Source organism: Pseudomonas sp. FP1762, assembly GCF_030687105.1.
Lineage (GTDB): Bacteria > Pseudomonadota > Gammaproteobacteria > Pseudomonadales > Pseudomonadaceae > Aquipseudomonas > Aquipseudomonas siliginis.
Genome location: NZ_CP117458.1, coordinates 3,943,705 through 3,967,665, shown reverse-complemented (window position 1 = coordinate 3,967,665; position 23,961 = coordinate 3,943,705). Strand labels below are relative to the sequence as shown.

At 60.8% G+C, this 23,961-nt stretch carries 24 protein-coding genes; 13 read left to right on the top strand and 11 right to left on the bottom strand.

Features of this window, described 5'->3' with window-relative positions; all coding sequences use genetic code 11:
• Positions 1-2 precede the first annotated feature (2 nt).
• From PSH90_RS17590 to PSH90_RS17575, 4 genes are all read right to left on the bottom strand, one after another.
• Positions 3-437, bottom strand: coding sequence for a YeeE/YedE family protein (locus PSH90_RS17590; RefSeq protein ID WP_305381171.1), 435 nt, complete (start codon positions 435-437; stop codon positions 3-5).
• Between the two features lie 190 nt (positions 438-627).
• Positions 628-1,413, bottom strand: coding sequence for a transporter substrate-binding domain-containing protein (locus PSH90_RS17585; RefSeq protein WP_252867942.1), 786 nt, complete (start codon positions 1,411-1,413; stop codon positions 628-630).
• A 34-nt stretch (positions 1,414-1,447) separates the two neighbouring features.
• The gene (locus PSH90_RS17580) at positions 1,448-2,716 is read right to left on the bottom strand and encodes a hypothetical protein (RefSeq protein WP_252867941.1); all 1,269 of its coding nucleotides are present in this window, start codon (positions 2,714-2,716) and stop codon (positions 1,448-1,450) included.
• A 108-nt stretch (positions 2,717-2,824) separates the two neighbouring features.
• Positions 2,825-3,295, bottom strand: coding sequence for a hypothetical protein (locus tag PSH90_RS17575; RefSeq protein WP_252867940.1), 471 nt, complete (start codon positions 3,293-3,295; stop codon positions 2,825-2,827).
• 164 nt (positions 3,296-3,459) lie between these two features.
• On the opposite strand from PSH90_RS17575, the gene PSH90_RS17570 reads away from it, so the two are divergent.
• Complete coding sequence (locus PSH90_RS17570; protein WP_095182419.1) at positions 3,460-4,128, top strand: ribonuclease T2; 669 nt, start codon at positions 3,460-3,462, stop codon at positions 4,126-4,128.
• A gap of 177 nt (positions 4,129-4,305) precedes the next feature.
• Here PSH90_RS17570 and PSH90_RS17565 read toward each other — a convergent pair whose 3' ends face one another.
• Complete coding sequence (locus tag PSH90_RS17565; protein WP_252882388.1) at positions 4,306-5,163, bottom strand: LysR family transcriptional regulator; 858 nt, start codon at positions 5,161-5,163, stop codon at positions 4,306-4,308.
• Positions 5,164-5,272: 109 nt separating this feature from the next.
• On the opposite strand from PSH90_RS17565, the gene PSH90_RS17560 reads away from it, so the two are divergent.
• The 3 genes from PSH90_RS17560 (at position 5,273) to PSH90_RS17550 (ending at position 8,508) form a co-directional block, all read left to right on the top strand.
• The gene (locus PSH90_RS17560; protein WP_305381170.1) at positions 5,273-5,980 is read left to right on the top strand and encodes a haloacid dehalogenase type II; all 708 of its coding nucleotides are present in this window, start codon (positions 5,273-5,275) and stop codon (positions 5,978-5,980) included.
• Positions 5,981-5,991: 11 nt separating this feature from the next.
• Complete coding sequence (locus tag PSH90_RS17555; RefSeq protein ID WP_305381168.1) at positions 5,992-6,765, top strand: aldolase; 774 nt, start codon at positions 5,992-5,994, stop codon at positions 6,763-6,765.
• A 174-nt stretch (positions 6,766-6,939) separates the two neighbouring features.
• A complete protein-coding gene (locus PSH90_RS17550; RefSeq protein ID WP_305381166.1) occupies positions 6,940-8,508 on the top strand; it encodes a sensor domain-containing diguanylate cyclase in 1,569 nt (522 codons plus the stop codon).
• A 161-nt stretch (positions 8,509-8,669) separates the two neighbouring features.
• Here the strand turns inward: PSH90_RS17550 and PSH90_RS17545 are convergent, their stop codons facing one another.
• Positions 8,670-9,029, bottom strand: a complete 360-nt coding sequence (locus PSH90_RS17545) for a hypothetical protein (protein WP_095182427.1) — start codon at positions 9,027-9,029, stop codon at positions 8,670-8,672.
• A 189-nt stretch (positions 9,030-9,218) separates the two neighbouring features.
• On the opposite strand from PSH90_RS17545, the gene PSH90_RS17540 reads away from it, so the two are divergent.
• From PSH90_RS17540 to PSH90_RS17525, 4 genes are all read left to right on the top strand, one after another.
• Positions 9,219-9,659 carry a carboxymuconolactone decarboxylase family protein gene (locus PSH90_RS17540; RefSeq protein ID WP_016775423.1) on the top strand — a complete coding sequence of 147 codons (441 nt, stop codon included), beginning with the start codon at positions 9,219-9,221 and terminating at the stop codon, positions 9,657-9,659.
• Positions 9,660-9,911: 252 nt separating this feature from the next.
• The gene (locus PSH90_RS17535) at positions 9,912-10,403 is read left to right on the top strand and encodes a sigma-70 family RNA polymerase sigma factor (RefSeq protein WP_252878582.1); all 492 of its coding nucleotides are present in this window, start codon (positions 9,912-9,914) and stop codon (positions 10,401-10,403) included.
• An 88-nt stretch (positions 10,404-10,491) separates the two neighbouring features.
• Positions 10,492-11,475, top strand: a complete 984-nt coding sequence (locus PSH90_RS17530) for a FecR family protein (RefSeq protein ID WP_305381164.1) — start codon at positions 10,492-10,494, stop codon at positions 11,473-11,475.
• Positions 11,476-11,573: 98 nt separating this feature from the next.
• Positions 11,574-13,997: a TonB-dependent receptor gene (locus tag PSH90_RS17525; RefSeq protein ID WP_305381162.1), complete on the top strand. Its 2,424-nt coding sequence runs from the start codon at positions 11,574-11,576 to the stop codon at positions 13,995-13,997.
• A gap of 85 nt (positions 13,998-14,082) precedes the next feature.
• Here PSH90_RS17525 and PSH90_RS17520 read toward each other — a convergent pair whose 3' ends face one another.
• Complete coding sequence (locus tag PSH90_RS17520) at positions 14,083-15,234, bottom strand: MFS transporter (protein ID WP_150634866.1); 1,152 nt, start codon at positions 15,232-15,234, stop codon at positions 14,083-14,085.
• A gap of 244 nt (positions 15,235-15,478) precedes the next feature.
• On the opposite strand from PSH90_RS17520, the gene PSH90_RS17515 reads away from it, so the two are divergent.
• A complete protein-coding gene (locus PSH90_RS17515) occupies positions 15,479-16,459 on the top strand; it encodes a diaminopimelate epimerase (RefSeq protein WP_305381161.1) in 981 nt (326 codons plus the stop codon).
• A 129-nt stretch (positions 16,460-16,588) separates the two neighbouring features.
• Here the strand turns inward: PSH90_RS17515 and codA are convergent, their stop codons facing one another.
• The 4 genes from codA to PSH90_RS17490 form a co-directional block, all read right to left on the bottom strand.
• The gene (gene codA / locus PSH90_RS17510; RefSeq protein ID WP_039763460.1) at positions 16,589-17,824 is read right to left on the bottom strand and encodes a cytosine deaminase; all 1,236 of its coding nucleotides are present in this window, start codon (positions 17,822-17,824) and stop codon (positions 16,589-16,591) included.
• 14 nt (positions 17,825-17,838) lie between these two features.
• Positions 17,839-19,110: a cytosine permease gene (codB, locus tag PSH90_RS17505; RefSeq protein ID WP_056791386.1), complete on the bottom strand. Its 1,272-nt coding sequence runs from the start codon at positions 19,108-19,110 to the stop codon at positions 17,839-17,841.
• Between the two features lie 245 nt (positions 19,111-19,355).
• Entirely contained in the window at positions 19,356-19,712 is a 357-nt protein-coding gene (gene queD, locus PSH90_RS17495; protein WP_007915588.1) for a 6-carboxytetrahydropterin synthase QueD, read from the bottom strand.
• An 85-nt stretch (positions 19,713-19,797) separates the two neighbouring features.
• A complete protein-coding gene (locus PSH90_RS17490; protein WP_305381160.1) occupies positions 19,798-20,877 on the bottom strand; it encodes a patatin-like phospholipase family protein in 1,080 nt (359 codons plus the stop codon).
• Between the two features lie 291 nt (positions 20,878-21,168).
• Between PSH90_RS17490 and PSH90_RS17485 the strand changes: the two genes are divergently transcribed.
• From PSH90_RS17485 to PSH90_RS17470, 4 genes are read left to right on the top strand one after another with little or no spacing between them, the layout of a single operon-like run.
• Positions 21,169-21,477, top strand: a complete 309-nt coding sequence (locus PSH90_RS17485; RefSeq protein ID WP_305381158.1) for a PepSY domain-containing protein — start codon at positions 21,169-21,171, stop codon at positions 21,475-21,477.
• Complete coding sequence (locus tag PSH90_RS17480; RefSeq protein WP_016775413.1) at positions 21,477-21,788, top strand: PepSY domain-containing protein; 312 nt, start codon at positions 21,477-21,479, stop codon at positions 21,786-21,788. The genes PSH90_RS17485 and PSH90_RS17480 overlap by 1 nt, the downstream gene beginning before the upstream one ends.
• A gap of 3 nt (positions 21,789-21,791) precedes the next feature.
• Entirely contained in the window at positions 21,792-22,460 is a 669-nt protein-coding gene (locus tag PSH90_RS17475) for a response regulator transcription factor (protein ID WP_016775412.1), read from the top strand.
• Entirely contained in the window at positions 22,457-23,770 is a 1,314-nt protein-coding gene (locus PSH90_RS17470; RefSeq protein ID WP_076563606.1) for a sensor histidine kinase, read from the top strand. Before PSH90_RS17475 ends, PSH90_RS17470 begins: the two co-directional genes overlap by 4 nt.
• Positions 23,771-23,961 lie beyond the last annotated feature (191 nt).

The following is a 23,961-nucleotide window of genomic DNA, read 5'->3' as shown; positions in this document are numbered from 1 at the left end:
GTTCAAACTCCCGTCAGATGGCGCAGGACAAATACGGTGAAGAACCCGCTGAGCATAAAGCAGGCAGTGGCGAGCATCGAACGTGGCGAAAGGCGCGATATGCCGCAAACGCCATGGCCGCTGGTACAACCTGAGCCATAGCGTGTGCCAAGCCCTACGAGTAACCCTGCGAGAATCAGCCCTGACCAGCCGCTCTGGAACTCGATCGGCGGTAACGCCTTGAACAATCCCCACAACAGTGGCGCCACCAGCAGGCCAAGGATGAACAGCGCCTTCTCGCTGGCGCCTTCACGATTGCGTTGCAGCAGGCTGCCGATCAGGCCGCTGATGCCGGCAATACGTCCATTGCCGACCACGAACAGACTCGCGGCCAGGCCGATCAGCGCGCCGCCGGCAAGGGAAGACCAAGGCGTGAAATTGAGCCAGTCGACATTCATGGGACGCCTCAAGCGCAGTAGCGGTGGATGTGCGGTATGCATCGCGGCGGAAGCGAACGTGTCGCTGTGATTTCAGTGTAGGCCTTGTCTGCTTTTTGGAATTACGGCTGCCACTTTTCTCCACCGCGTGCCGACCGCGTGCATTGAGCGAACCGTTCCCTCAATGCGCGCGTCGGCCGGGTTCCTTGGCTTACTGCGGCACCGCAATCCACTCACTCAACGTCTGCTGATACTTGCCAGTGACCTTGCTCAAATGCAGCCACTGATCGACATACAGTTTCCAACTGATGTCATCGCGCGGCAGCAGGTAAGCCTTCTCGCCGTATTGCATGTATTGATGCGGATTCACCGCGCACAAACCGGGTTTGAGTTTCTGCTGATACAGCGCTTCCGAGGCGTCGGTGATCATCACGTCGGCTTTGTTGTCGAGCAGTTGCTGGAAGATCGTCACGTTGTCGTGCAGGGCCAGTTGCGCTCTGGGCAGGAAGGCGTGAACGAAAGCTTCGTTGGTGCCGCCGGCCGGTTCCACCAGGCGCACGTTGGGCTGGTTGATCTGGTCGATGGTCTGGTATTTGGACTGGTCGGCGCAGCGCACCAGCGGGATTTTGCCGTCAGTGTCGAGGGTGTTGCTGAAGTAGGCTTTTTTCTGCCGTTCCAATGTGACCGAGATGCCGCCCATGCCGATGTCGCATTTGCCGGCCTGCATGTCGGGCATCAGGGTTTTCCAGGTGGTCTGCACCCATTGCACCTTGACGCCGAGGCTGTCGGCCAGGGAGCGGGCCATGCTGATGTCGATGCCTTCGAAGTCGCCATCGCTGCGCTTGAAGGTGTAGGGCTTGTAGTCGCCGGTGGTGCAGACACGCAACTGGCCTTGTTGCTGAATGCTGTCGAGGTGGGAAGTGCCTGGAGCGGCGTGAGCGCTGGCGGCCAGGGTCAGCAGGCCGCAGAGGATCATCGTGCTTTTTGGAGTTGTCATGAAATCCGTCTTGTTCAAGGGGCGGTGGGCCAGTCTAGTGAATGGTTCTTTCACGTGTCATCCCAATGGTTCTCAATCGAGGAGTTTCTACACGTGCAGAGTCTTGTGGTGGTGAAGTGATCGGTGTCAAAACTGCTGAATGAACTGTCTCCCAATTGAGCAAATGTTCCGCCCTTTGTTGCCATGTAAGTCCGCGAGTCATCGCGGGCCGCAACGGTTTTCGCGTTACCTTGCTGTGACGGGTTGCTATACAGAAAGGGGTATAGCGAGGCAATTCGTACAAATTCAGATAGCGCAGGTCGCTACTGCATAAAAGCAGAATGTCTCCGAATGAAAACAGTGGAAACGCGGTAACTTCGACCTTTTTCTTTTCGTTGAGCCGAGTCCGCCATTGCCGGTTGTCCACGTCTCCAAGACTGATCTCCGCGTCGAGAATAAAGCGTGCCGGACCTTGCTGACGTATCGCCAGATTCCCGGCCGCAGCGTATGTAATGGTTGGCATGGCGCCGGGCGACAGGAGCAGAAACGCAGCGAAGAGCACCAATGCCGCCACGGCTCCATACGCGATGCGCGCAAGGAAGTGACCTTTACTGATGTAAAAGATGAAAACGGGAACCAGACTCAGGATGAGTGTGCCGAGAGAAAACAGGCCAATAATTGTCACGGCTTTAGCGTTGTCTTCCCCAACGTAGGTAGAGAGGATCAGCAACGTTGGCAGTGAAGCAAACAAAACTGCGAGTCCTATGACACCCCCCACAAACAAGCGAAAGCCATTTTTCTTCCACCTGTTCAAGTGCATTGTGTCTTCATCGACAATGGCTCGAAATTGTCTGAAAAAGAACAATGCAAAGTAGGCGGTCAGTGTGAGGAAAAAGATCATTCCTACTGAAATTCCGGCACTGAAAGTGTTCGGGTAGATAAACAACAAAATAATGAACACACAGAAACCGATGCACAGGGGAAGCAGCAACCAAGCGGCGACTCGACTGTGCTTTTCCGGCACTTTGTCAAACATTGATACGGTGACGCCATAGAACCAGGCGCTGGCAAAAAGTACACCCAAGTAGCCGACCATGATCAAAACGATCAACAGCAACCAGAGCGCCAATGCAGCTTTCGCATCGATGGCTGCTAGAAACAAGTCTGTGCGGCCAATTGCGCGCGTGTAAATGTACAAGCCGAGAATAGCCATGCCTGCACCCAGGAACCCTAGCGTAACGGTGATTTGACTCCAGTAATCGAGGACGTGTTTGAAGTTGCGTTTAAAGAAAAGCGAGAAGGTCGGGGCGGTTGAAGCATCCATGTAATCAGAGATTCCATTCATTGGTTGTGAGTCTAAAAAGCGGCCGGCCTTCGTCGGAAGGCAGGCCATATCAGCGGGGCGGGTATCGCAGTCACGAAAAGCGAGGAGCTAAAGTCCCAACCCCTCCTGGACCACTTGCAGCAGATTATTTTCGGTCAAGGCAATGGCATCCAGCTCCTGCCCGGTTTCAACCGTCTGCAACCACCAGTGACTTTCGTGGTGTTCATCGACAGTGCGCAGCAGATAGGTATTCCTGTCTTCCAGAGTAATCTGCACGCGCCCAGCGCCATCCTCGGTAAACCGCGCAATCGGATCGAACGTAAGGCTGTGATGATTAGCCTCGATTACCAACTGGTCGATCGCGTAATCATGGCTTTCACCATCCGGCGAACTTTCGCAAACGTGCGTAGGATTTCGCCGAATCTTCAGTCCTACTTCGGTGACTGGTTGCAGCCAGCCCTCAATGCGGTGGTACAAGTCGTACACCTGAGCAGGCCAGCAATCGATTTCCAGCGCCGCATCAGCCTGGGTGTGCCGTGTCTGCTTGAGTCTGGCGGCGAGTTCGTCTGCTTTACTCATGTCGGTTCCCTTGTTGGATGTCTGCCTGTTCAGCGTAGACCTTTGCACGGCGCAGGGCCTTGCCTTGCGTCATGCGCTTGCAATACAAGCGTGTCGAAATCAGCACTGGCCAGGTCTGGCCAACAACGAAAACCACGGACGCAGGCGTCCCAAGGAACGGGTTAATGAAAAAGCTGTTTACAATTCTGGCGCTGATCGCGCTGACGGCCGGTAGCATCGGCACGAGTTCGGCGCGTCAGCCGGCGTCGAACAAAGCGCAGGCCGAATCGGTGGCGGGGGTGTTCGACTACTACCTGCTGGCGCTGTCCTGGTCGCCGACCTTTTGTCTGACGCACAAGGACGATGCGCAGTGCACCGGCAAGGGTTATGGTTTTGTCCTGCACGGTTTGTGGCCGCAATACGCCAAGGGCGGCTGGCCGCAATCCTGTCCGCCGCTGACCAGGCTGTCGGCGGCAGAAACCAGCAAGGGCCTGACGATGTACCCGACGAAAAAACTCCTTGATCACGAATGGTCCAAGCACGGTACCTGCAGCGGTCTTGGCGCAATGGGTTATCTGGACAAGTCCGATCAGGCCCTCGGCGCGGTGAAGATTCCGCAGGCGTTACAGCCGTTCGGCTCGACGTCGTACTACTTCGAAGCGCAAGAGATTGTCGATCTGTTTCGCAAGGCCAATCCGGGTATTCCCGAGGATGGAATTGCGGTGATTTGCAGCGGCCCGCAGCTGTCGGAAGTGCGGGTGTGCATGGACAAGGATTTGCAGTTCGGCGCGTGTGGCAAAGGGGTGAAGACGCAGTGTCGGGCGGGGGATATTCGGGTGCCGCCGGTACGGTGAGCCATCCGTAATGAGCCAGGAAAAACAGGCGCTCCCGTGAGCGCCTGTTTTTTTGGTCTGAGGATTTTGAAATGTGAATATGAATACGAACCACGCTACTACTCAAACACCATGAACATCCCCACCGCCGACCTGCTCCGCGAAATCAACAAACCCGAATAAGGATCCCCGGGGGGTTCAGGCAAATCCCCCCGCATCCACCCCCAATTCTCCACGCAAAAACTCCACCAGCCCCCGCTGCAAGCCGCTCAACACTCCCTCGCGGCTGACCAGCGCCAGTTCTGTCGGCGCCAACTCCGGCAGATCCCTACACACCTCGTGCTCTGGCAATACCGCCGAAACCGGCAGCACCGAAACCCCCAACCCGGACGCCACTGCGGCTTGAATTCCGGTCAGGCTGTGGCTGCCGAACGCCACTCGCCACGGTCGCTGCGCCACATCGAGCAGGCGAATCGCCCGTTGTCGGTACAGGCAGCCCTGCGGAAACAGTGCCAGCGGCAGCACACCGCTGGAGGTGTCGAACTCGGTGCCTTTGACCCATACCAGTCGTTCCGGCCAGGTAGCCCATGCCGGGCCGCTGTCGGGTTCGCGTTTGATCAGGGCAATGTCGATGTCGCCGGCGTCGAGGCGTTGGCGCAGGTCGAGGCTCATGCCGCTGATGGTTTCCAGGCGCGCCTGCGGATGGTTGCGGGTGAAGCCGGCGAGGATCAGTGCCATGCGCCGGGCGTCGAAGTCTTCCGGCATGCCGATGCGCAGCACTTCCAGGTCGACGTCGCTGGCCAGCGCTTGCGTGGCTTCGGCGGACAGCGCCAGTAACCGGCGCGCGTAGTGGATCAGCAGTTCGCCGTGTTCGGTGACCGCGACGTTCACTCCGGTGCGGTCGCGCAGGAGTAGCGGGTGGCCGACCAGATCTTCGAGTTTGCGCACCTGCTGGCTGACCGTCGATTGGGTGCGATGCACACGTTCGGCAGCACGGGTGAAGCTGCCTTCATCGACCACGCAGACAAAGGTTTTCAGCAATTCCAGATCCAGCATGGCGGTATTCCTGATAGTTGTTTTGCGAATGAGGATTGAGTGTTTATTTAATTTCACACTATCACCGCACGCTCATAAGCTGAAGTCCTCACTGTGGAGGAATCGACCGATGACCTTGAACAACACGCCGCGCCCGCACTGGCTGACCTTCGATTGCTACGGCACGCTGATTCAGTGGGATGAAGGCCTGAAAGCCGTGGTCGAAAAAATGCTCAGCGACAAGGGCGAGCACGCCGTCGACGCCACTAAGTTGATCGAAGTCTACGACCGTCACGAGCACCGTCTCGAACAAACACCGCCGCACCGTTCCTTTCGCGAACTGAGCACACTCGGCCTGCAACTGGCGCTGGCAGAACTGGGCTTGCCGAGCCAGCCCGAGGACAGTCAGCGTCTGGCGGCGGCCATCCCGAACATGCCGCCATTTGCCGAAGTGGTCGACACCCTCGCGCAGCTCAAAGCCATGGGCTTCAAGCTGTGCATTGTCTCCAACACTGACGACGACATCATCGCCGGTAACGTCGCGCAACTCGGCGGCCATATCGACCGGGTGATCACCGCGCAACAGGCCGGTGCCTACAAACCGGCGCCGCGCCTGTTCGACTACGCTCATGAGCAATTGGGCGTGACCCGGGATGAAGTGGTGCACATCTGCGCCAGCCCCATGCTCGATCACACGGCGGCGCGGGACATGGGTTTTCGTTGCGTGTGGATCGATCGCGGCACCGGGCGCCAGTTGTTGCCCGACTATCGCCCCGACGCGATCCTGTCCAGCCTCGATCAAGTGCTGCCGCTGTTCAAATCCCTCGGCTGGACCTAAGGAGGATTGCCATGGCTCATATCTTGAGCGGCACTGGCAAAGCCAGACCAACCGCGACGCTGAACCTGGAAACCGAAGCGATCATCACCGCCCGCAACGAACTCGCTGCGTGCTTTCAACTGGCCGAATTGCATGGTCTGGAGGAGGGCATCTGCAATCACTTTTCGGCGATGCTGCCGGGGCATGATGATCTGTTTCTGGTCAATCCATACGGCTACGCTTTTTCGGAAGTGACCGCGCAGAATCTGCTGGTCTGTGACTTCGCCGGCAACGTGGTCGATGGCGAAGGCGAGCCCGAGGCGACCGCGTTCTACATCCACGCGCGCCTGCACAAACAACTGCCACGGGTAAAAGTCGCGTTCCACACGCACATGCCGCACGCCACCGCGTTGTGCCTGTTGCAAGGCCCGCCGCTGCTGTGGCTGGGGCAGACTGCGCTGAAGTTTTACGGGCGCACAGCGGTGGACGAGGATTACAACGGTCTCGCACTGGACGCATCCGAAGGTGACCGCATCGCCAGCGTCATGGGCGACGCCGACATTCTCTTTCTGAAAAACCACGGGGTGATTATCGCCGCGCCGAGCATTGCCGAAGCCTGGGACGATCTGTATTACCTGGAACGCGCCGCGCAGGTGCAACTGCTGGCACTGGCCACTCAGCGCGAATTGAAACCGGTGCCCCATGCGATTGCGCAGCGCGCCTATGAACAAATGCGTGAAGGCGATGCGCAAAGTGCCCGCGCACACTTGACCAGCGCGATGCGACGCCTGGCCCTGCACAACTGATTAACCGTAAAGAAGCAATCGTAAATAAATCGACGAAAAGCGATCATCCAAACTCGCGACGCGCCGATAACTGGGCGGGAGGCGGGCGTTTGCCCGGTACATCCCGGTGGGCTACGCTCACACATACAAGGGTTTCGGGCTCGCGCCCCTGTCGTACCTGCCCAGGACATGCTTTTGCCAATCCCCAATCACGATCCGCATCAAGCCCCCGGCACGCTCAAGCGCCTGCCGCTACGCAAAGCGGCGGTGCTGTTTATCGTTGCGGTGAGCCTGTGCCTGTGCGGTCTGCTGTACCTGCAACTGGAGCAGTCGCGGCGTCAGGATCTGGCGGTGGCGAAAATGGCTTCGGGCAACCTGACCCGGGCCATGGCGCAGCAGGCCGAAGACACTGTGCGTGCAGCGGATCTGGTGATGACCAGCCTGGTCGACTGGATTCAGGACGATGGTTACGGGGCGTCGCAGCGCCCTCGGTTGCAGCGGATCTTTGCCCGCCGCGCGCAGCAACTGGATCAGTTGCATGGCATCTTTCTCTTCGATCGCGAAGGGCAGTGGGTCATTACTTCGTTCGCCGATCTGCCTCGTGGCAATGGCGTGGCCGATCGCGAATATTTCAAGTTCCATCAGCAGAATGCTTCGACGGTTGCGCACATCGGCCCGGCGATTCGCAGCCGCGAAAACGGCGAGTGGATCATTCCGATTTCCAGACGCGTCAACGACCAGCTCGGCAACTTTCAGGGCGTGCTGATGGCGGGCATCCGCATGTCCTACTTCGATCAGTTCTTCAAAAGCTTCAGCCTCGATGACAGCGGCATCATGTTTCTGGCGCTGACCGACGGCACCTTGCTGGCGCGACGGCCCTTTGATGAGTCGTTGATCAACACCTCGGTGGCCCACGGCGAGATCTATCAAACCCTGCTGCCGAACGCTAACGCTGGCACCGCGATGCTCAACTCCGTGGTCGACGGCGTGACCCGCTTGTATGGCTATCGACAGCTCGCCTCGTATCCGCTGGTGGTCTCTGCTGCGACGTCTCAAGACACGATTCTGCAGGGCTGGTATGACCGCGCCTTCCAGTCCAGCGTAATTGTCGCGCTGGTGATCCTCGGGGTTGGCCTGTTCGGCTGGGTGTTCATTCATCAAGTGCGCGACGGCGAGCGTATCGAGAAAAACCTGCGCAAGGCGCAACTGGCGCTGGAGCAGATCGCCACCCACGACAGCCTCACGGGACTTGCCAATCGGCGCTTGTTCGAGCGCTCGCTGGACATCGAATTTGCCCGGGGCGCGCGCCAGGTCAGTCCGGTCAGCCTGATCATGCTCGATATCGATTTCTTCAAGCGCTACAAAGACGCTTACGGACATGTCGCCGGCGATCAATGCCTGGCGCAGGTTGCGCAAGTGGTGAAGGCCTGCTGCCAGCGCAAGTCGGATCTGGCGGTGCGTTATGGCGGCGAAGAGTTTGCCGTGCTGTTGCCGGACACGGACATCAACGGCGCGCTGGCGATAGCCGGGCAGATTCGCCGCAGCGTGATCGACAAGCACATCATCCACAGCGGCTCGCCGACCGGTTATCTCACCGTGAGCCTGGGCTGTTATTCATTCATTCCGCATGGCAACGACAGCCCGCAGGTGTTTATCCAGCGCGCGGACGCGGCTTTGTATGAGGCGAAAAATGCCGGGCGCAATCGCGCGGCGGTGTTTACAGCTGAAGAGGGTTTTGCCGAGCTGATGCGTTCGGATCGCTGATTTTTTTTCAATCAACAGACATCAGAAGTGGGAGCGAGCCTGCTCGCGAATCGGTGTGTCAGCTTGCATCAAGGTTGGCTGACAGACCGCTTTCGCGAGCAGGCTCGCTCCCACATTGGGTCCTGATGTAAGCAGGACTATCTGGGATGGCTCTTGTTCGTTCAGCTGCCCGTGCCACCGCCCGCACCACCCGTGCCGCCGCCGGCCGAGCCGGTGCCGCCACCCGCGCCGGAACCCGAACCACTGGCGCCGCCATTGGTGCCCGTGCCAGTGCCCATGCCCGAACCAGTTCCTGTCCCTGTCCCTGTCCCGGTTCCTGTGCCAGTTCCGTTATTGGTTCCACCCGAATTGCTGTCAACGGAAGGCGAGCCCGGCGTGCTGTCTGGCGGCATGGTTGAACTGCTGGCGCCGCCGGACTTGGTGCCCGTCGCATCGGTGCTGTCGTTGGCAGCGAAGCTGGCGGCGGATGCCGTGGCGAGCAGGCCGGCCAACAATAACGAAGTGAATTTGCGCGTCATCATGGTACGTCTCCTGATAAAGGGGATTACCTGATATTGGTCAGGCGCACTGAAACCTTGGTGCCCGTCGAGTGACGAGCGGTCAGTCGCCGCGCCAAGTGGCCTACCGTTCTTCTGCAATATTGGCTATTTGCCGAACCACCCCCGGGGACTAACGTAGCCACACATTCAATCGCTACCCCGGAGCCCACCATGCAACCTCGTGCCGATTTCTACACCGCTTCCCCCGATGCCATGAAAGCGATGATGGCGCTGGAAAATGCCGTCTCGAAACTGTCGCTGGAAAAGAGCCTGCTCGAACTGGTCAAGCTGCGCTCTTCACAGATCAACGGCTGCGCATTCTGCATCGACATGCACACCGCCGACGCGATCAAGGACGGCGAAACCCCACGCCGCCTGTTCGCCGTGACAGCATGGCGGGAAGCGCCGTTCTTCAGCGAGCGTGAACGTGCCGCACTGCTGTGGACCGAGTCGCTGACGCAACTGAGCCTGACCCACGCGCCGGACGAAGACTATGAAGTCGTCGCTGCGCAGTTTTCGCCGAAGGAACTGGTTGACCTGACGGTGGCGATCAACACCATCAACGGCTGGAATCGCCTGGCAGTGGGCTTCCGCAAACTGCCGCAGGCCTGAGACATTCACGCTTTTACCTTGTGGGAGCGAGCCTGCTCGCGAAGGCGACGTGTCAGTCACCATCATCGTTGCTGACATACCGCATTCGCGAGCAGGCTCGCTCCCACAGGGTCCTATTCAATGCCCATCGGAGCTCGGCGTCGTCGGTGCTTGTACCTTGCGCATCAAGAACACCATCACAGCGTGCATTGCTTTGTATTAATACGAAGCATTACTATTCACGCCCCTTTCTCACCACGCCGCCCATCCCCCATGCGCTCCCGCAGATCCGGCTTTTTCGAGCATTACGAAGAGTTGATCGGCACCTGGACTCGTCGCCTGCGCAATCGCGCGCAGGCCGAGGATCTGGCGCACGACACCTTTGTGCGGGTGCTCGAGGCGGATTCGGCGGCGGTGCAGCAGCCGCGTGCGTATTTGCATCAGACCGCGCGCAATATCGCCGTTGATGGTTATCGGCGTGAGGACCGGCGGGGCGTCATGGAGGCGGAGGCGGTCGAGGACAGTGCGTCGTCGGCGGGCGATCCGGAGCATTACATGCACGCGATCCAGTTGGCCGATTCCATCGAACGCGCGCTCACCGAGCTGCCGCTCAACTGCCGCAAGATCTTTGTATGGCAGAAGATCGAAGGCCTGACGCAGGCAGAAATCGCCGAACGCCTGGGGCTGTCCAAGAACATGGTCGAAAAGTATATGATCCGCACCCTGCGCCATCTGCGTGAGCGGCTGGATGGCTTGCAGTCATGATGACGTGTGACGTCGAAAAGATCGCAGCCTTCGGCAGCTCCTACAGGGGGGCCTGCCTGCTCTCAACCTCAGCCGGACAGAATATTCCATGATGGAGACGAGAGATTGCGCCTGTGGGCAAGCGGCGGTGCGTGACGAGGCGGCGGCATGGTTCGTGCGATTGCAGGAGCCGAATGTCAGCGTCGAGCAACGGCAGCGCTTCGAGGCCTGGCTGAACGAGCATCCGCAGCACCGTGCAGAATTCCAGCTGCTACAGGACTTGTGGGCGGCTGCTGATCTGCTGCCGACGTCGCGTCTGCAGGCCCTTGCCGAAACTCCGCCAGCTCGCCGCCAACGTCGGCCGATGCTGCGTTATGCCGTCGCCGCGAGTGTTCTGGCCGTGGCGCTGGGGCTTGGCCTGTTCAGCGGGCTGAATCATCCAGGCGGTTACCGCGCTGAATTCGCCACGGCGCCGGGCGAGCGCAAACATGTGGCGTTGCCGGACGGTTCGGTGATCGATCTGAACAGTCGCAGCCGCTTGCAGGTGCGTTATGAGCAGGATCGACGGGTGATCGAATTGAGCGCGGGCGAGGCGATGTTCAGCGTTGAACACGACGCCTCGCGTCCGTTTATTGTCGAAGCCGGCAGCGGCAGGGTCACGGTCACCGGTACGCGTTTCGATGTGCGCCGCGATGCCACGCAAACCCGCGTGGCGGTGGAGCAGGGCACGGTGAAGGTGCAGGGAAGTGCTGCCCCGGACAACGAGTTCATCAACCTCACCGCAGGCCTCGGCACTGCGGTCGATGCCCAAGGCCAAGTGCTGCCGGCTTACGCGGTCAACCCGGCGCAGCTGACCGCATGGCGCAACGGCAAACTGGTATTCAACAACGCCAGCCTCAGCGAAGTAGCGGTGGAAGTATCGCGCTATCGCGACAAACCGCTGACGGTATCCCAGCCGAATGTGGCCAGCCTGCGCCTGACCAGCGTGTTCAAATCCGACGACACCGACGCCTTGCTCAAAGCCTTGCCGAGCATCCTGCCGGTGACGGTGCGCACCCTTGCCGATGGCAGTCAGGAAATAATTTCCAGATAGCATTCAGGTTTTTTCCCCGCTCATCGTCTTCCTGTTCAACTGCAACTGGTTTGCATTAACAGCCGCACACTCTTGCGATCCACAGGACTCCGTACGACGTGAACATCACAACCCCCAATAAAAAATCCCCTTGGTTGCCACTGGCCTTGGCGCTCGCGGTCATTGCCGCGATGCCGTTGGCGTTTGCCGCTGAAGCCATTCATATCCGCGCGCAACCGCTGGGCCAGGCCTTGAGCGAACTGGGCCAGCAAACCTCGCTGCAGGTGTTTTTCAGCCCCGAGCTGGTGGCCGGCAAACAAGCTCCAGCGGTAGACGGCGACCTTTCGCCAGAGCAGGCGCTGCGGCAGTTGCTGCAAGGCAGCGGCCTCGATTATCAGATCAGCGAAGGCTCGGTGACGCTCGCCCCGGCCGCCACTTCCGCAGCCAGCAACGGCCCGCTGGAACTGGGTGTGACCGACATCAAAGTGGTCGGCGACTGGCTCGGTGACGCGGACGCTGCGGTGGTGCAGAACCACCCCGGCGCACGCACGGTGATTCGCCGCGAAGCGATGGTCGAGCAGGGCGCGATGAACGTCAGCGACGTGCTCAAGCGCGTGCCTGGCGTGCAGGTGCAGGACTCCAATGGCACCGGCGGCAGTGATATTTCCCTCAACGTCGGCGTGCGCGGTCTGACTTCGCGCCTGTCGCCACGCTCGACTGTTTTGATCGATGGCGTGCCAGCGGCGTTCGCGCCTTACGGCCAGCCGCAACTGTCGATGGCGCCGATTTCCTCGGGCAATCTCGACAGCATCGACGTCGTGCGCGGCGCCGGTTCCGTGCGCTACGGGCCGCAGAACGTCGGCGGCGTGATCAACTTCGTGACCCGCGCGATTCCGGAGAAAACCACCGGCGAAATCGGCACCACCCTGGAAACCACGCAGTACGGCGGCTGGAAACACATCGACACCGCGTTCGTCGGTGGCACCGCCGACAACGGCATGGGCGTCGCGCTGCTGTACTCCGGCGTCAACGGTCACGGTTATCGCGAGCGCAACAACGGCAATGACATCGACGACGTGCTGCTCAAGACGCATTGGGCGCCGACCGATAAGGACGATTTCAGCCTCAACTTCCACTACTACGACGCCAGTGCCGACATGCCGGGTGGCCTGACTCAGCGTCAGTACGATGACAAACCGTACGAGTCGGTGCGTGACTACGACCAGTTCACAGGCCGGCGCAAAGACGTGTCGTTCAAGTGGATCCGCCAGATCGACGAGCGCACCCAGGCAGAAATTCTCACCTACTACACCGACAGCTTTCGCGGCAGCACCATCGCCGCGCGCGATCAGCGCACCCTCAGCTCATACCCGCGTTCCTACTACACCTTGGGCATCGAACCGCGCGTGTCGCGGGTGTTCGATGTAGGCCCGACCACCCAGGAAGTCAGCGTCGGTTATCGCTATCTGAAAGAGGCGATGCACGAAGAATCGAGTCGTCTGGCGCTGGTCAACAACCAGCCGGTGGTCACGCCGACCTCCGACGGCCATGTGTTCCAGGATCGCACCGGTGGCACCGAGGCCAATTCGGTGTATGTCGACAACAAGATCGACGTCGGCAACTGGACCATCACCCCGGGCATTCGCTTCGAACACATCAGCACCGATTGGCACGACCGCGCCGTGCTCGACACCGCTGGCCGCCCGGTACCGGAGAAAAACCGCAGCATCGAAAGCAACGAACCGCTGCCGGCGCTGAGCGTGATGTATCACCTGTCCGATGCCTGGAAGCTGTTCGCCAACTACGAAACCTCGTTCGGCAGCTTGCAATATTTCCAGCTCGGCCAGGGCGGTTCCGGAGACAGCACCGCCAACGGTCTGGAGCCGGAAAAGGCCAAGACCTACGAGATCGGCACGCGCTACAACGATGATGTCTGGGGCGGCGAGGTGACGCTGTTCTACATCGATTTCGATGACGAGCTGCAATACATCAGCAACGACGTCGGCTGGACCAACCTCGGCGCGACCAAGCACCAGGGCATTGAAGCCTCGGTGCATTACGACATGGCTGCACTCGACCCGCGCCTCGATGGCCTGACCGCCAACGCCGGGCTCACCTACACCCGCGCCACTTATAAAGGCGAGATCCCCGGCTTCAAGGGCCGCGATCTGCCGTTCTATTCGCGGCAGGTTGCGACAGTCGGTTTGCGTTACGACATCAACCGCTGGACCTGGAACATCGACGGCTTTGCCCAATCGAAACAGCGTTCGCCGGGCACCGGTGTGAATGCGGATGGCAGCTTCAATGGCAACTACATCACCGAAGGCACAGCAGACGGGCAGTACGGCGACATCCCGGGTTACGTGACCTGGAACGTGCGCGGCGGTTATGACTTTGGTCCGCAGGTGTCGAACCTCAAGCTTGGTGCCGGGGTGAAGAACGTCTTCGACAAGCAGTACTTCACCCGCTCCAGCGACAACAACTCGGGGATGTATGTCGGCGCACCGCGCACGTTCTTCGTGCAGGCCAGCGTCGGCTTCTGATAGAGCGCGGTGCCTCCTTCGCGAGCAGGCTCGCTCCCACATGGACCACTGAAACCCTGTGGGAGCGAGCCTGCTCGCGAAGCTTTCAGACCTTGAGGACTTTGCCGCCGATCGCCACAGCCACCAGCAATACCGCCATCAGTCCAAAGGCAAAACTCAGGCTGCTGGCATGGGCGACAAAACCGATCACTGCCGGCCCGGCGAGAATCCCTGCATAACCCAGCGTGGTAATCGCCGGCACCGCGATGCTCTCCGGCATCACCGTTTGTTTGCCCACCGCCGTGTACAGCACCGGCACGATGTTCGAGCAACCGGCGCCGACCAGCGCATAACCGAGCAGCGCCGCTTGCCAGCTCGGCGCGAAGGTGGCGAGAAACAGTCCCGCCGCCGCCAACAGACCGCCGAACAGAATGATCCGCGTAGCCCCCAGCTTGCGCACTATGCGATCACCAAGCAGACGGCCGACGGTCATGGTCAGGGCAAACGCTGCGTAACCCATTCCCGCATAAGCCGTGTCGATCCCGCGTTCCTGAGCGAGGAACACTGCGCTCCAGTCCAGCGCCGCGCCTTCGGTGAGGAACACGATGAAGCACATGCCGCCGATAAACAGCACGATGCCATGGGGAATGGCGAACGCCGGGCCGGAGCTTTCGCTGCCGTAGGGCAACATGTGCGGCACGCACTTGAGCAAGGCGCCGATCAGCAAAACCACTACCACCAGCATCGCCGCCAGCGGTGTCAGGCCGAGGCCGAGCAGGGCGCTGACACCCGCCGCACCGACGATGCCGCCGAGGCTGAACAGGCCGTGGAACCCCGACATCATGTGCTTGCCGCTGGCGCGTTCAACGATCACTGCTTGCAGGTTCACCGTCGAATCCACCGTGCCGAGACCGGCGCCGAACATGAACAGCGTGGCGATCAGCGCCGGGATCGATGACACCGTCGCCAGCAACGGCAGTGCCGCGCAGATCAACAAGGTGCCGGCGGTTGCTACACGTCGGCAACCAAAACGTGTGGCAAGAATCCCCGCCAGCGGCATCGCCAGAATCGAGCCGACGCCCAGGCACAACAGCAATAACCCCAGCGTGCCCTCATCCAGCCCGGCCCGCGCCTTGGCATACGGCACCAGCGGCGCCCAGGCGGCGATGCCGAGGCCAGCGATGAAAAAAGCGACGCGGGTGGACATCTGTTGCAGACGTCCGGGGACGAACGTGTCTTGGGGGTTGAGGCTGGTCATATCGATCCTTGGCAAAAAAACAACTGCATCCCGAGTGACATTCTGACGGCGTTGAGGTTCGATCTCAGGCCTTTCGGGGCATAACGGTGAACATCCTACCCTGTGGGAGCGAGCCTGCTCGCGAAAGCGGTGGGTCAAATATGGAATTGTCGACTGACGCACCGCCTTCGCGAGCAGGCTCGCTCCCACACTGGTTTGCGGTTTACAGTCGGATTTTCGCCAGCATGGAATATGGGAACAAGGCATGACGACGTTCTACGACGCACGCGGCAATATCTACGCCGTGGTCTCACCCCAAGCGTTGCGCGAGGCCGGGATTGCTTTGCCGGCCAGCGCCGCCGAGTGCGCCGGGTCTCGGCAGCAATGGAGCGAAGCCGCCATCGCCCTGTGCTGCGATTGGCCGGAAGGCCAGCGTCCGGCCAACAGCAAACCCCACCGCAGCGACGGCCTGCTGATCGGCCCGTTCCAGGCATCTGCGCCGTTCGATGTGCTGATCGTCAACACTGACGGCAGCCTCGCCGAGCGCAGCGGTAACGGTCTGACGATTTTTTCTCAGGCCTTGACCGAGCAAGGCTTGATGCCGGAGCAGGGCGCCATGCTGCGCGTTCATCATGACAAGGGCGAAGCGCTGGAAACGGCGGTGACACCAGCCGAAGTCGAAGGCGTGCGCGGTTTCTGGCTCGACCTCGGTCAGCCCAAATTTGGCCCGGAGGTTGTGGGTGCGCATACGGTTGAAAGCGTTCAGTTCAACAATCGCGACGTCAGCCATGTCCAGCCCCTGGCACAACTCGATCCTGACTGGGAGCGCAGCCAGTTCGTACGCATCGGCAATCCGCATTGCGTGACGCTGCTAAGCGATCCGGCCATGTTGCCGAGTAACGAGCAGATGCTTGAATCACCGCTGAACGAAAGGCTGACGGCAATTGCCTATGCCATGCCCACCGGTGCCGGCAATCCCTGCCCGGCGGGCGTCAATCTGCAATGGGCCGCGCTGGCGTCGCCGCAGCAAATCCTCGCCCGGGTATTCGAACGTGGTGAGGGACCGACCGCGTCATCCGGCACCAGCGCCAGCGCAGTGGCGTGTGCTGCGTGGCGGGTGGGTTGGGTCGAGGCGGGTGAAGTGCGGGTGGTCATGCCGGGTGGCACCGCACCGGTTTTGCTTGAGGTTTCGCAAGGGGAGTTGCTGCGCGTCAGATTGTTTGGCACGGCGCGGTTGATGGATTGACTCGGCCGACGCTATCGCTGGCAAGCCAGGCTCCCACAGGGTTTTGCATGAGGGCCCAATCATGTGCTCAACACAAAACCTGTGGGAGCCTGGCTTGCCAGCGATGAGGCCATCAGCCCCAGCGCAATCTCAACTGAACTCCACCACCGGCATCTGCCGCTTCATCAACACCTTGCCGCCGCGAATCGAATACAGCGGCAGGCCTTGGCTGCGGATCACTTCGTAGTCGCTGTCCGCCGAGAGAATCAGCAGGTTCGCCGGGCGGCCCTGTTCGAGTCCGTAACGCTCGCCCAGGTGCATGGCTTTGGCGCTGTTGTCGGTGACCAGATCCAGCGCGCTTTGCAGGTTGCGATAACCGAGCATGTGGCAGATGTGCAAACCCGCTTCAAGCACGCGCAGGATGTTGCCGTTACCCAGCGGATACCACGGGTCGACGATCGAATCCTGACCGAAACACACGTTCATGCCGGCTTCGAGCAGTTCGTTGACGCGGGTCACGCCCCGGCGTTTCGGGAAGTTGTCGAAACGTCCTTGCAGATGAATGCTTTCGGTCGGGCAGGAAACAAAACTGATCCCGGAATGGCCGAGCAGGCGGAACAGTTTGGCGCAGTAGGCGTTGTCATAAGAGCCCATCGCCGTGGTGTGGCTGGCGGTGACGCGGGCGCCCATGTCGCGGCTGCGCGCTTCTTCGGCAAGCACTTCAAGGAAACGTGAATGCGGATCGTCAGTCTCGTCGCAGTGCACGTCGACCAGGCAGCCGGTACGCTCGGCCAGGTCCATGAGGAACTTCACCGAGCTGACGCCCTGATCGCGGGTGTACTCGAAATGCGGAATGCCGCCGACCACGTCAGCGCCCATGCGGATCGCCTCTTCCATCAGCTCGCGCCCGTTGCGGAACGACTCGATGCCTTCCTGCGGGAACGCGACGATCTGCAGGTCAATCAGGTGACGGCTTTCCTCACGCACTTCGAGCATGGCTTTGAGCGCGGTGAGTTGCGGGTCGGTGACGTCGACGTGGGTGCGCACGTGCTGAATGCCGTGGGCGGCCAGGGCCTGAATGGTCTTCTTGGCGCGGGTCTTGGTGTCTTCTTCGGTGATGGTGACTTTGCGCTCGCCCCAGCATTCAATGCCTTCGAACAGCGTGCCGCTCATGTTCCAGCGCGGCTCGCCGGCGGTGAGGGTGGCGTCGAGGTGGATGTGCGGCTCGACGAAGGGCGGCACCACCAGATTGCCGCCGGCATCGAGGTCATCCGCGCCGAGGGTCGGCGCTTCGGTCTGACGGGCGATGCTGTGGATCAGTCCGTCTTCGAGGTGCAATTCGTGCAGGCCTTCCTGGTTGCGCAGGCGGGCGTTGATGATGTGCATCAGGCAAATCCTTTTTATAGGTCTTGTAGTGGTGCGCTGACGCGACGGGCGCCCAGCACACCGGTGACGATGACATACGTTAGCGCGGCAGCGGCAATGCCTACCAGCGGCGCGACCCAGGGCGAGCTGAACGCAGCGACGGTTCCGACCCCGTAGGCCCCGAGGCCCGGCCAGTTGAACGCTGGCAACCGTGCGTCGGCCAGACGCGGATAGTGCCCGCGCCAGCGGTAGAAGAAGTCAGCCATGATCACCCCGCCAATCGGCGGAATCACCGTGCCGAGCAGGATGAGATACGGCACCAGCATGTCGTACATGCCCAGCAGGGCGAGCAGAGTGCCGATCACCGCGCCACCGAGGGTCACGGTCTTGCGCCGCCCGGTGCGCAGCAGGTTGCAGCCGGCGACGGCGAAGTTGTAGATGGTGTTGTCCTGAGTGCTCCAGATGTTCAGCAACAGCATGGCCATCGCGGCCATGGCGAAGCCCTGCAACAGCAGCACTTCAACCACATCCGGCTGTTGATAGACGATCGCGCCGTATGCGCCGATCAGCACCATCAGGCCGTTGCCGATGAAAAAACCGATCAGGCTGGCCAGCACTGCCACCTTTGCCGAGCGGGAAAATCGCGTCCAGTTGGTGGCTTGCGTTGCGCCGCTGACGAAGGTGCCGAACACCAGCGTGATCGCTGTCGACCAGTCCAGAGAACCGCTCGGCACCACGCTGAGCAAGCCTTCGAAGCCACCGACTTTCACGGTCGCTGCCCACATCGACAGCATCAGCAGCAACATCATCGCCGGCACCGCGATGTACGAGAGAATTTCCAGTCCGCGATAACCGATGTACGCCGTGGCGCAGAAGCCGAGGCCGAACAGCACCATCAGGACCAGCACGGTGCTTTCATCGAGATTGAAATACTTGCCGATCACCACCGCCGCCGTCGCCGTGCCCCACGCGTACCAGCCAATCTGGGTGAAGCCGAGAATCAGATCGCTGAGCTTGCTGCCGACCTCGCCAAAACAGAAACGCCCCATCAGCACCGAATTGAGGCCGCTCTTGAAGGCGATGTAACCCAGCCCTGCGGCGTAAAGGCCCAGCAGCAGATTGCCAACAATGATCACCGCCATCATCTCGGCGAAACCGAACGCGACCCCGAGCTTGCCGCCGGCAAACATGGTCGCAGTGAAAAACGTGAAGCCCAGTAACACCATCGCCGTCGAGGCCAGGCCTTTGCGCGCGTGCATGGGGACTTCACTGAGCGGGTAATCGTTGCCGGAGGCGTTCTGCGTCATGGGGCAGTCCTTGCTGGAAGGGGAAGACGCAGAAGGGTTGCAGCGGTCGTGCCAAGCGGCGCAAGTGACCGAATGTGGAGACGCGACTGGGGTTTTCAGCGCAAAAGCAGTGCACTGAAAGCACCAGGAGCCCAATGTGGGAGCGAGCCTGCTCGCGAATACGGAGTGTCAGTCACCGAATAAATTGACTGGAACGACGCTTTCGCGAGCAGGCTCGCTCCCACAGGGGCGGGGAGATCTGTTGCTTATTCGCCGCGATAGATGCAGCCGCTGGTGCACGTCTCATGAATGCGGATCGCGCTGAGTTCCGGCAGCAATGGCTTCATCTCATTCCAGATGAATTTGGCCAGCACTTCGCTGGTCGGGTTTTCCAGGCCAGGAATGTCGTTCAGGTAGTTGTGGTCGAGGCGCTCATACAGCGGCTTGAAAATCGCTTTGATCTCGGAGAAATCGCGAATCCAGCCAGTGTGCGGATCGAGGTCGCCGCTCAGGTGCAGCGCGACCTTGAATGAGTGGCCGTGCAGGCGTCCGCACTTGTGGCCGTCCGGGACGTGCGGCAGGCGGTGGGCGGATTCGAAAGTAAACTCTTTGAAGATTTCCACGGTATTTTCGGCTCTGTTCAGATGGCGTTCGCCGCAGCGATTCGGGCAGGCGGCGAGTTTATCAGCTTGTCTTTGGCCGTGCTGACTAAAGGGTCAGCAAGCGGTCGGCGAGGCGTCCGTTGGCCGTCAGCTCGAGGAATTCGTCACCCAGTCTCCGGCTCTCGTCCATCGCCGTGTGCCAGTATTTCTGCCGGCCCGGCGCATCGCCCATGAAGCGTTTGAAGTCGTTGCGATCGGGCAGTTTGCCGTAGGGCAGGCGCGCCAGATATTCCTTCGATGGCGCGACCAGCAGCACATCCTGCAGACGCTGCACCGAAGCGCGGCGCCATGGCAGCGTCTTGTCGAACCAGCCGGGAATCACCCGATCGGTGAAGTGCGGATAGAGCACGATGCCGTCGCCGCTGTAGGGCAGGTCGAGGTGGTAGTCGAGCAAACCGCCGTCACGGAACGTACCCGCGCCGGCGCCGGGCAGGTCGCGCACCCCTTCCATGACCATCGGAATCGACCCGGAAGCGAGCAGGGCCTGGCGCAGGTTGCCGGTATTGAGCGCAACGAAACGCGAGGGGAAATCGGTCAAGGCATCAAGCGGCGGCGCCAGGCGTGGATCGTGGATGATCAGCCGCTCAAAGTGTCGCGACAGCCGTGCACGGCCGCGCAGGTTGTCGGCGATCACTGAACCTAGTGCCAGACCGAGGCGCCCGCGATGGTCTTCGGCGAGGCGGCCCTGGCTTTTCACCACCATGATGTTCAAGCGGTAATCGGCGTTTTCAAGAATGCTCGCATCGCGGCCGTCGAGCAGGTCGTTGAGCATGCGCTGCGAGCTTTGACTGATCTCGGCCATGGTCACGCCTTTGTTGAAATGCTGCTCGGCGTATAACTGGCCGAGGCGGCGAATGCCTTCGGCGGCGTCCGGCAGGCAGGCGCTGGCGAAGCGCCAGGAACCCACCGAGGCGCCGATCAGCGAACGCTCACGCGGCGCACCCGGCAGCCACTCGCCGAACAACGCCAGATCCAGCCCCTGTATCCCCAACGCCTTCGGCCCACCGGCCGCACCGGGCAGGGTGCCGACGTCTGCGGCGTGCAAACCCTGCGCACGAATCCGCGCCATGGCCCGTGGGCCGGCCTTGAGGGTGAGGGCGGGAAACTTGATGTGGATGGCGGTCATACCGGTCTCGATCGTTAGCAAGCTGGCGATTATAAGCACATGTTGCAGGCCCATGTAGGAGTGAGCCTGTCCCACAAACGGGGCAGACGCAAAACCAGTGTGGGAGCGAGCCTGCTCGCGAAAGCGGCGGGTCAGAAACATCGCTGCAGCTGACACTCCGTCTTCGCGAGCAGGCTCGCTCCCACAGGGAATCTTGCCAACAGTGGGGCACAATGATGGCCATTCAGTTTCAGTTAAGTTGACCTCGCTATGGTGCCCACCGTAAGCAACATATAAGAATTCGGAGACACCATGAAAACCCTGACTGCCCTGACCACTGCCTCGATCCTCGCCCTTGGCGCCAACACTGCGCTGGCGCGCGATCTCGGGCCTGACGAAGCGCTTCGTTTGCGCGACGCTGGTACTATCGTCTCCTTCGAGAAGCTCAACGCCATCGCGCTGGAAAAACACCCCGGTTCGGAAATCACCGAGACCGAGCTGGAGGAAGAGTACGGCAAGTTCATTTACCAGATCGAACTGCGCGACCCGAAAGGGCTGAAGTGGGATCTGGAGTTGAACGCGGTCGATGGTGAAGTGCTCAGGGATCATCAGGATACGTAATGAAGCTGAATAGTCGCGCCACCCGCCTGACGGCGCTGGCGCTGGTGTTGTTGTGCAGTACGGCCATGGCTCGCGACCTCGATCAGGACGAGGCGCTGGCCCTGCGTCGCGATGGTGTGATCCTGCCGCTGGAGCAAGTGCTGCAGCAGGCCATGGATCGCTACCCCGGCGCCAAACTGCTGGAAGTCGAGCTGGAAGAAAAACACGACGTGTACATTTACGAAGTCGAATTGCTGACGGTCGAAGGCGTGGCGCGCGAGCTGCACCTGAAGGCCGATACCGGCGAGTTAGTCAAAGACAAGGAAGATTGATCGATGCGTTTGCTTCTGGTGGAAGACCACGTACCGCTGGCCGACGAATTGCTCGCCGGCCTGCAGCGCCAAGGCTACGCGGTGGATTGGCTGGCCGATGGTCGTGATGCGGTGTATCAGGGCAGCAGCGAGCCCTATGACCTGATCATCCTCGATCTCGGCCTGCCCGGCGTGCCGGGGCTGGACGTGTTGGCGCAGTGGCGCGCGGCCGGTCTGGCGATTCCGGTGCTGATCCTTACCGCGCGCGACTCCTGGGCCGAGCGCATCGAAGGGCTGAAGGCCGGCGCTGACGATTACCTGACCAAACCGTTCCACCCGGAAGAACTGTACCTGCGCATTCAATCACTGTTGCGCCGCTCCAAGGGCCAGGCCAACCAGCCGACCCTGCAAGCCGCCGGCCTGCATCTGGACGAAGGCCGCCAGTGCGTGGTTCGCGACGGCGCCGACATCCAGCTGACCGCCGCTGAATTCCGCCTGCTGCGTTATTTCATGCTGCACCCCGAGCAGATCCTCTCGAAAAGCCACCTCGCCGAACACCTCTACGACGGTGAGACCGAGCGTGACTCCAACGTCCTCGAAGTCCACGTCAATCACCTGCGGCGCAAGCTCGGCAAAAGCGTGATCGAAACCCGTCGCGGTCAGGGATACCTATTCGGCGGACAAGCTTCATGAGATCAATCCAGCGCCGTTTGAGCCTGGGTCTGATCAGCGTGATGGTGGTGGTCGGTCTGGTACTGGCGCAAACCAGCCTGTGGTTGTTCGAAGTCGGTTTGCAGCGCTACCTCGAAGCCGGCCTGCGCAACGACAGCGAAAGCCTGCTGGTTGCGCTGGTGCGCGGCCCGCAAGGTCTGCAACTGGATGAACGGCATCTGTCGCCGGCCTATCAGCGACCATTTTCCGGGCATTACTTTCGCATCGATTTTTCCGACAGCCACTGGCGTTCGCGCTCGCTGTGGGATCAGGAACTGCCGCTGCTGCAACACCCGGGGCTGCACAGCAATCTGCAACTGGGCCCGGGCGGGCAACGCTTGTTGATATTGCGCTCGGACTATCGACGCCTGGGTCAATCGATCTCGATCAGTGTCGCCCAGGATTACACGCCGGTCAGCGACAGCTTTCAGCGCATGCGCCAGATCGGCCTCGGTCTGGGGCTGGCGGCGTTGCTGTTGATCCTGTTCCTGCAACGCCTGACCGTGCGCCGCGCGCTGAAACCGCTGGAACGCGCGCGCGAGCAGATCGCTCAGTTGCAGCAGGGCCAGCGCTCGCAACTCGACGATCAGGTGCCGGTGGAGCTGGAGCCGCTGGTGGCGCAGATCAACCATTTGCTCGCCCACACCGAAGACAGCCTCAAGCGCTCGCGCAATGCCCTGGGCAACCTTGGCCACGCGCTGAAAACCCCGTTGGCGGTGCTGCTCAGCCTGGCCTCCAGCGACAAGCTTGATGACCATCCCGAGCTGCGCAGGATTCTCAAGGAACAACTGGAGCAGGTGCAGCAGCGCCTCAATCGCGAACTCAATCGCGCGCGGTTGTCGGGGGATGCGCTGCCCGGCGCGTTGTTCGATTGCGATGCCGAGCTGCCAGGGTTGCTGGCGACGCTGAACATGATTCACGGCGAGCATCTGGCCCTGAGCTACGTCGCACCGCCGGGCTTGCAACTGCCGTGGGATCGCGAGGACTTGCTCGAACTGCTCGGCAACCTGCTCGACAACGCCTGCAAATGGGCGGATGCCGAAGTGCGCTTGAGTGTGATCGAACGGTCTGACGGCTTTGCTCTGAGCGTGGAAGATGACGGCCCGGGGATTCCCGAAGAGCAGCGGTCTCAGGTGTTCAGCCGTGGCACGCGGCTGGATGAGCAGACCCACGGGCATGGGCTCGGCCTTGGGATCGTGCGGGATATTGTCGATACCTGGGGTGGCTTGCTGGTGCTGGGCGAAAGCGAGTGGGGCGGGTTGAAAGTGGTGATTGAACTGCCTCGGCGGTGAGCCCTTGAAAAGCCCCTCACCCTAACCCTCTCCCAGAGGGAGAGGGGACTGATTGTGTTGTTCTTGAGAGATGCACCCACTTGAAATCCGAGTCGAACTCAGGACTTGAATGGCATGAGGATCGGCTCCCTTTCCCCCTCGCCCCTTGGGGGGAGAGGGCTGGGGTGAGGGGGGATTGGAACTGACACCCC

What these genes read in the sequence shown, in the direction of transcription:
- PSH90_RS17590 (WP_305381171.1), bottom strand. Translation starts at nt 437, where the DNA reads ATGAATGTCGACTGGCTCAATTTCACGCCTTGGTCTTCCCTTGCCGGC.
- PSH90_RS17585 (WP_252867942.1), bottom strand. Translation starts at nt 1,413, where the DNA reads ATGACAACTCCAAAAAGCACGATGATCCTCTGCGGCCTGCTGACCCTG.
- PSH90_RS17580 (WP_252867941.1), bottom strand. Translation starts at nt 2,716, where the DNA reads ATGGATGCTTCAACCGCCCCGACCTTCTCGCTTTTCTTTAAACGCAAC.
- PSH90_RS17575 (WP_252867940.1), bottom strand. Translation starts at nt 3,295, where the DNA reads ATGAGTAAAGCAGACGAACTCGCCGCCAGACTCAAGCAGACACGGCAC.
- PSH90_RS17570 (WP_095182419.1), top strand. Translation starts at nt 3,460, where the DNA reads ATGAAAAAGCTGTTTACAATTCTGGCGCTGATCGCGCTGACGGCCGGT.
- PSH90_RS17565 (WP_252882388.1), bottom strand. Translation starts at nt 5,163, where the DNA reads ATGCTGGATCTGGAATTGCTGAAAACCTTTGTCTGCGTGGTCGATGAA.
- PSH90_RS17560 (WP_305381170.1), top strand. Translation starts at nt 5,273, where the DNA reads ATGACCTTGAACAACACGCCGCGCCCGCACTGGCTGACCTTCGATTGC.
- PSH90_RS17555 (WP_305381168.1), top strand. Translation starts at nt 5,992, where the DNA reads ATGGCTCATATCTTGAGCGGCACTGGCAAAGCCAGACCAACCGCGACG.
- PSH90_RS17545 (WP_095182427.1), bottom strand. Translation starts at nt 9,029, where the DNA reads ATGATGACGCGCAAATTCACTTCGTTATTGTTGGCCGGCCTGCTCGCC.
- PSH90_RS17540 (WP_016775423.1), top strand. Translation starts at nt 9,219, where the DNA reads ATGCAACCTCGTGCCGATTTCTACACCGCTTCCCCCGATGCCATGAAA.
- PSH90_RS17535 (WP_252878582.1), top strand. Translation starts at nt 9,912, where the DNA reads ATGCGCTCCCGCAGATCCGGCTTTTTCGAGCATTACGAAGAGTTGATC.
- PSH90_RS17530 (WP_305381164.1), top strand. Translation starts at nt 10,492, where the DNA reads ATGATGGAGACGAGAGATTGCGCCTGTGGGCAAGCGGCGGTGCGTGAC.
- PSH90_RS17520 (WP_150634866.1), bottom strand. Translation starts at nt 15,234, where the DNA reads ATGACCAGCCTCAACCCCCAAGACACGTTCGTCCCCGGACGTCTGCAA.
- PSH90_RS17515 (WP_305381161.1), top strand. Translation starts at nt 15,479, where the DNA reads ATGACGACGTTCTACGACGCACGCGGCAATATCTACGCCGTGGTCTCA.
- codA (WP_039763460.1), bottom strand. Translation starts at nt 17,824, where the DNA reads ATGCACATCATCAACGCCCGCCTGCGCAACCAGGAAGGCCTGCACGAA.
- codB (WP_056791386.1), bottom strand. Translation starts at nt 19,110, where the DNA reads ATGACGCAGAACGCCTCCGGCAACGATTACCCGCTCAGTGAAGTCCCC.
- PSH90_RS17490 (WP_305381160.1), bottom strand. Translation starts at nt 20,877, where the DNA reads ATGACCGCCATCCACATCAAGTTTCCCGCCCTCACCCTCAAGGCCGGC.
- PSH90_RS17485 (WP_305381158.1), top strand. Translation starts at nt 21,169, where the DNA reads ATGAAAACCCTGACTGCCCTGACCACTGCCTCGATCCTCGCCCTTGGC.
- PSH90_RS17480 (WP_016775413.1), top strand. Translation starts at nt 21,477, where the DNA reads ATGAAGCTGAATAGTCGCGCCACCCGCCTGACGGCGCTGGCGCTGGTG.
- PSH90_RS17475 (WP_016775412.1), top strand. Translation starts at nt 21,792, where the DNA reads ATGCGTTTGCTTCTGGTGGAAGACCACGTACCGCTGGCCGACGAATTG.
- PSH90_RS17470 (WP_076563606.1), top strand. Translation starts at nt 22,457, where the DNA reads ATGAGATCAATCCAGCGCCGTTTGAGCCTGGGTCTGATCAGCGTGATG.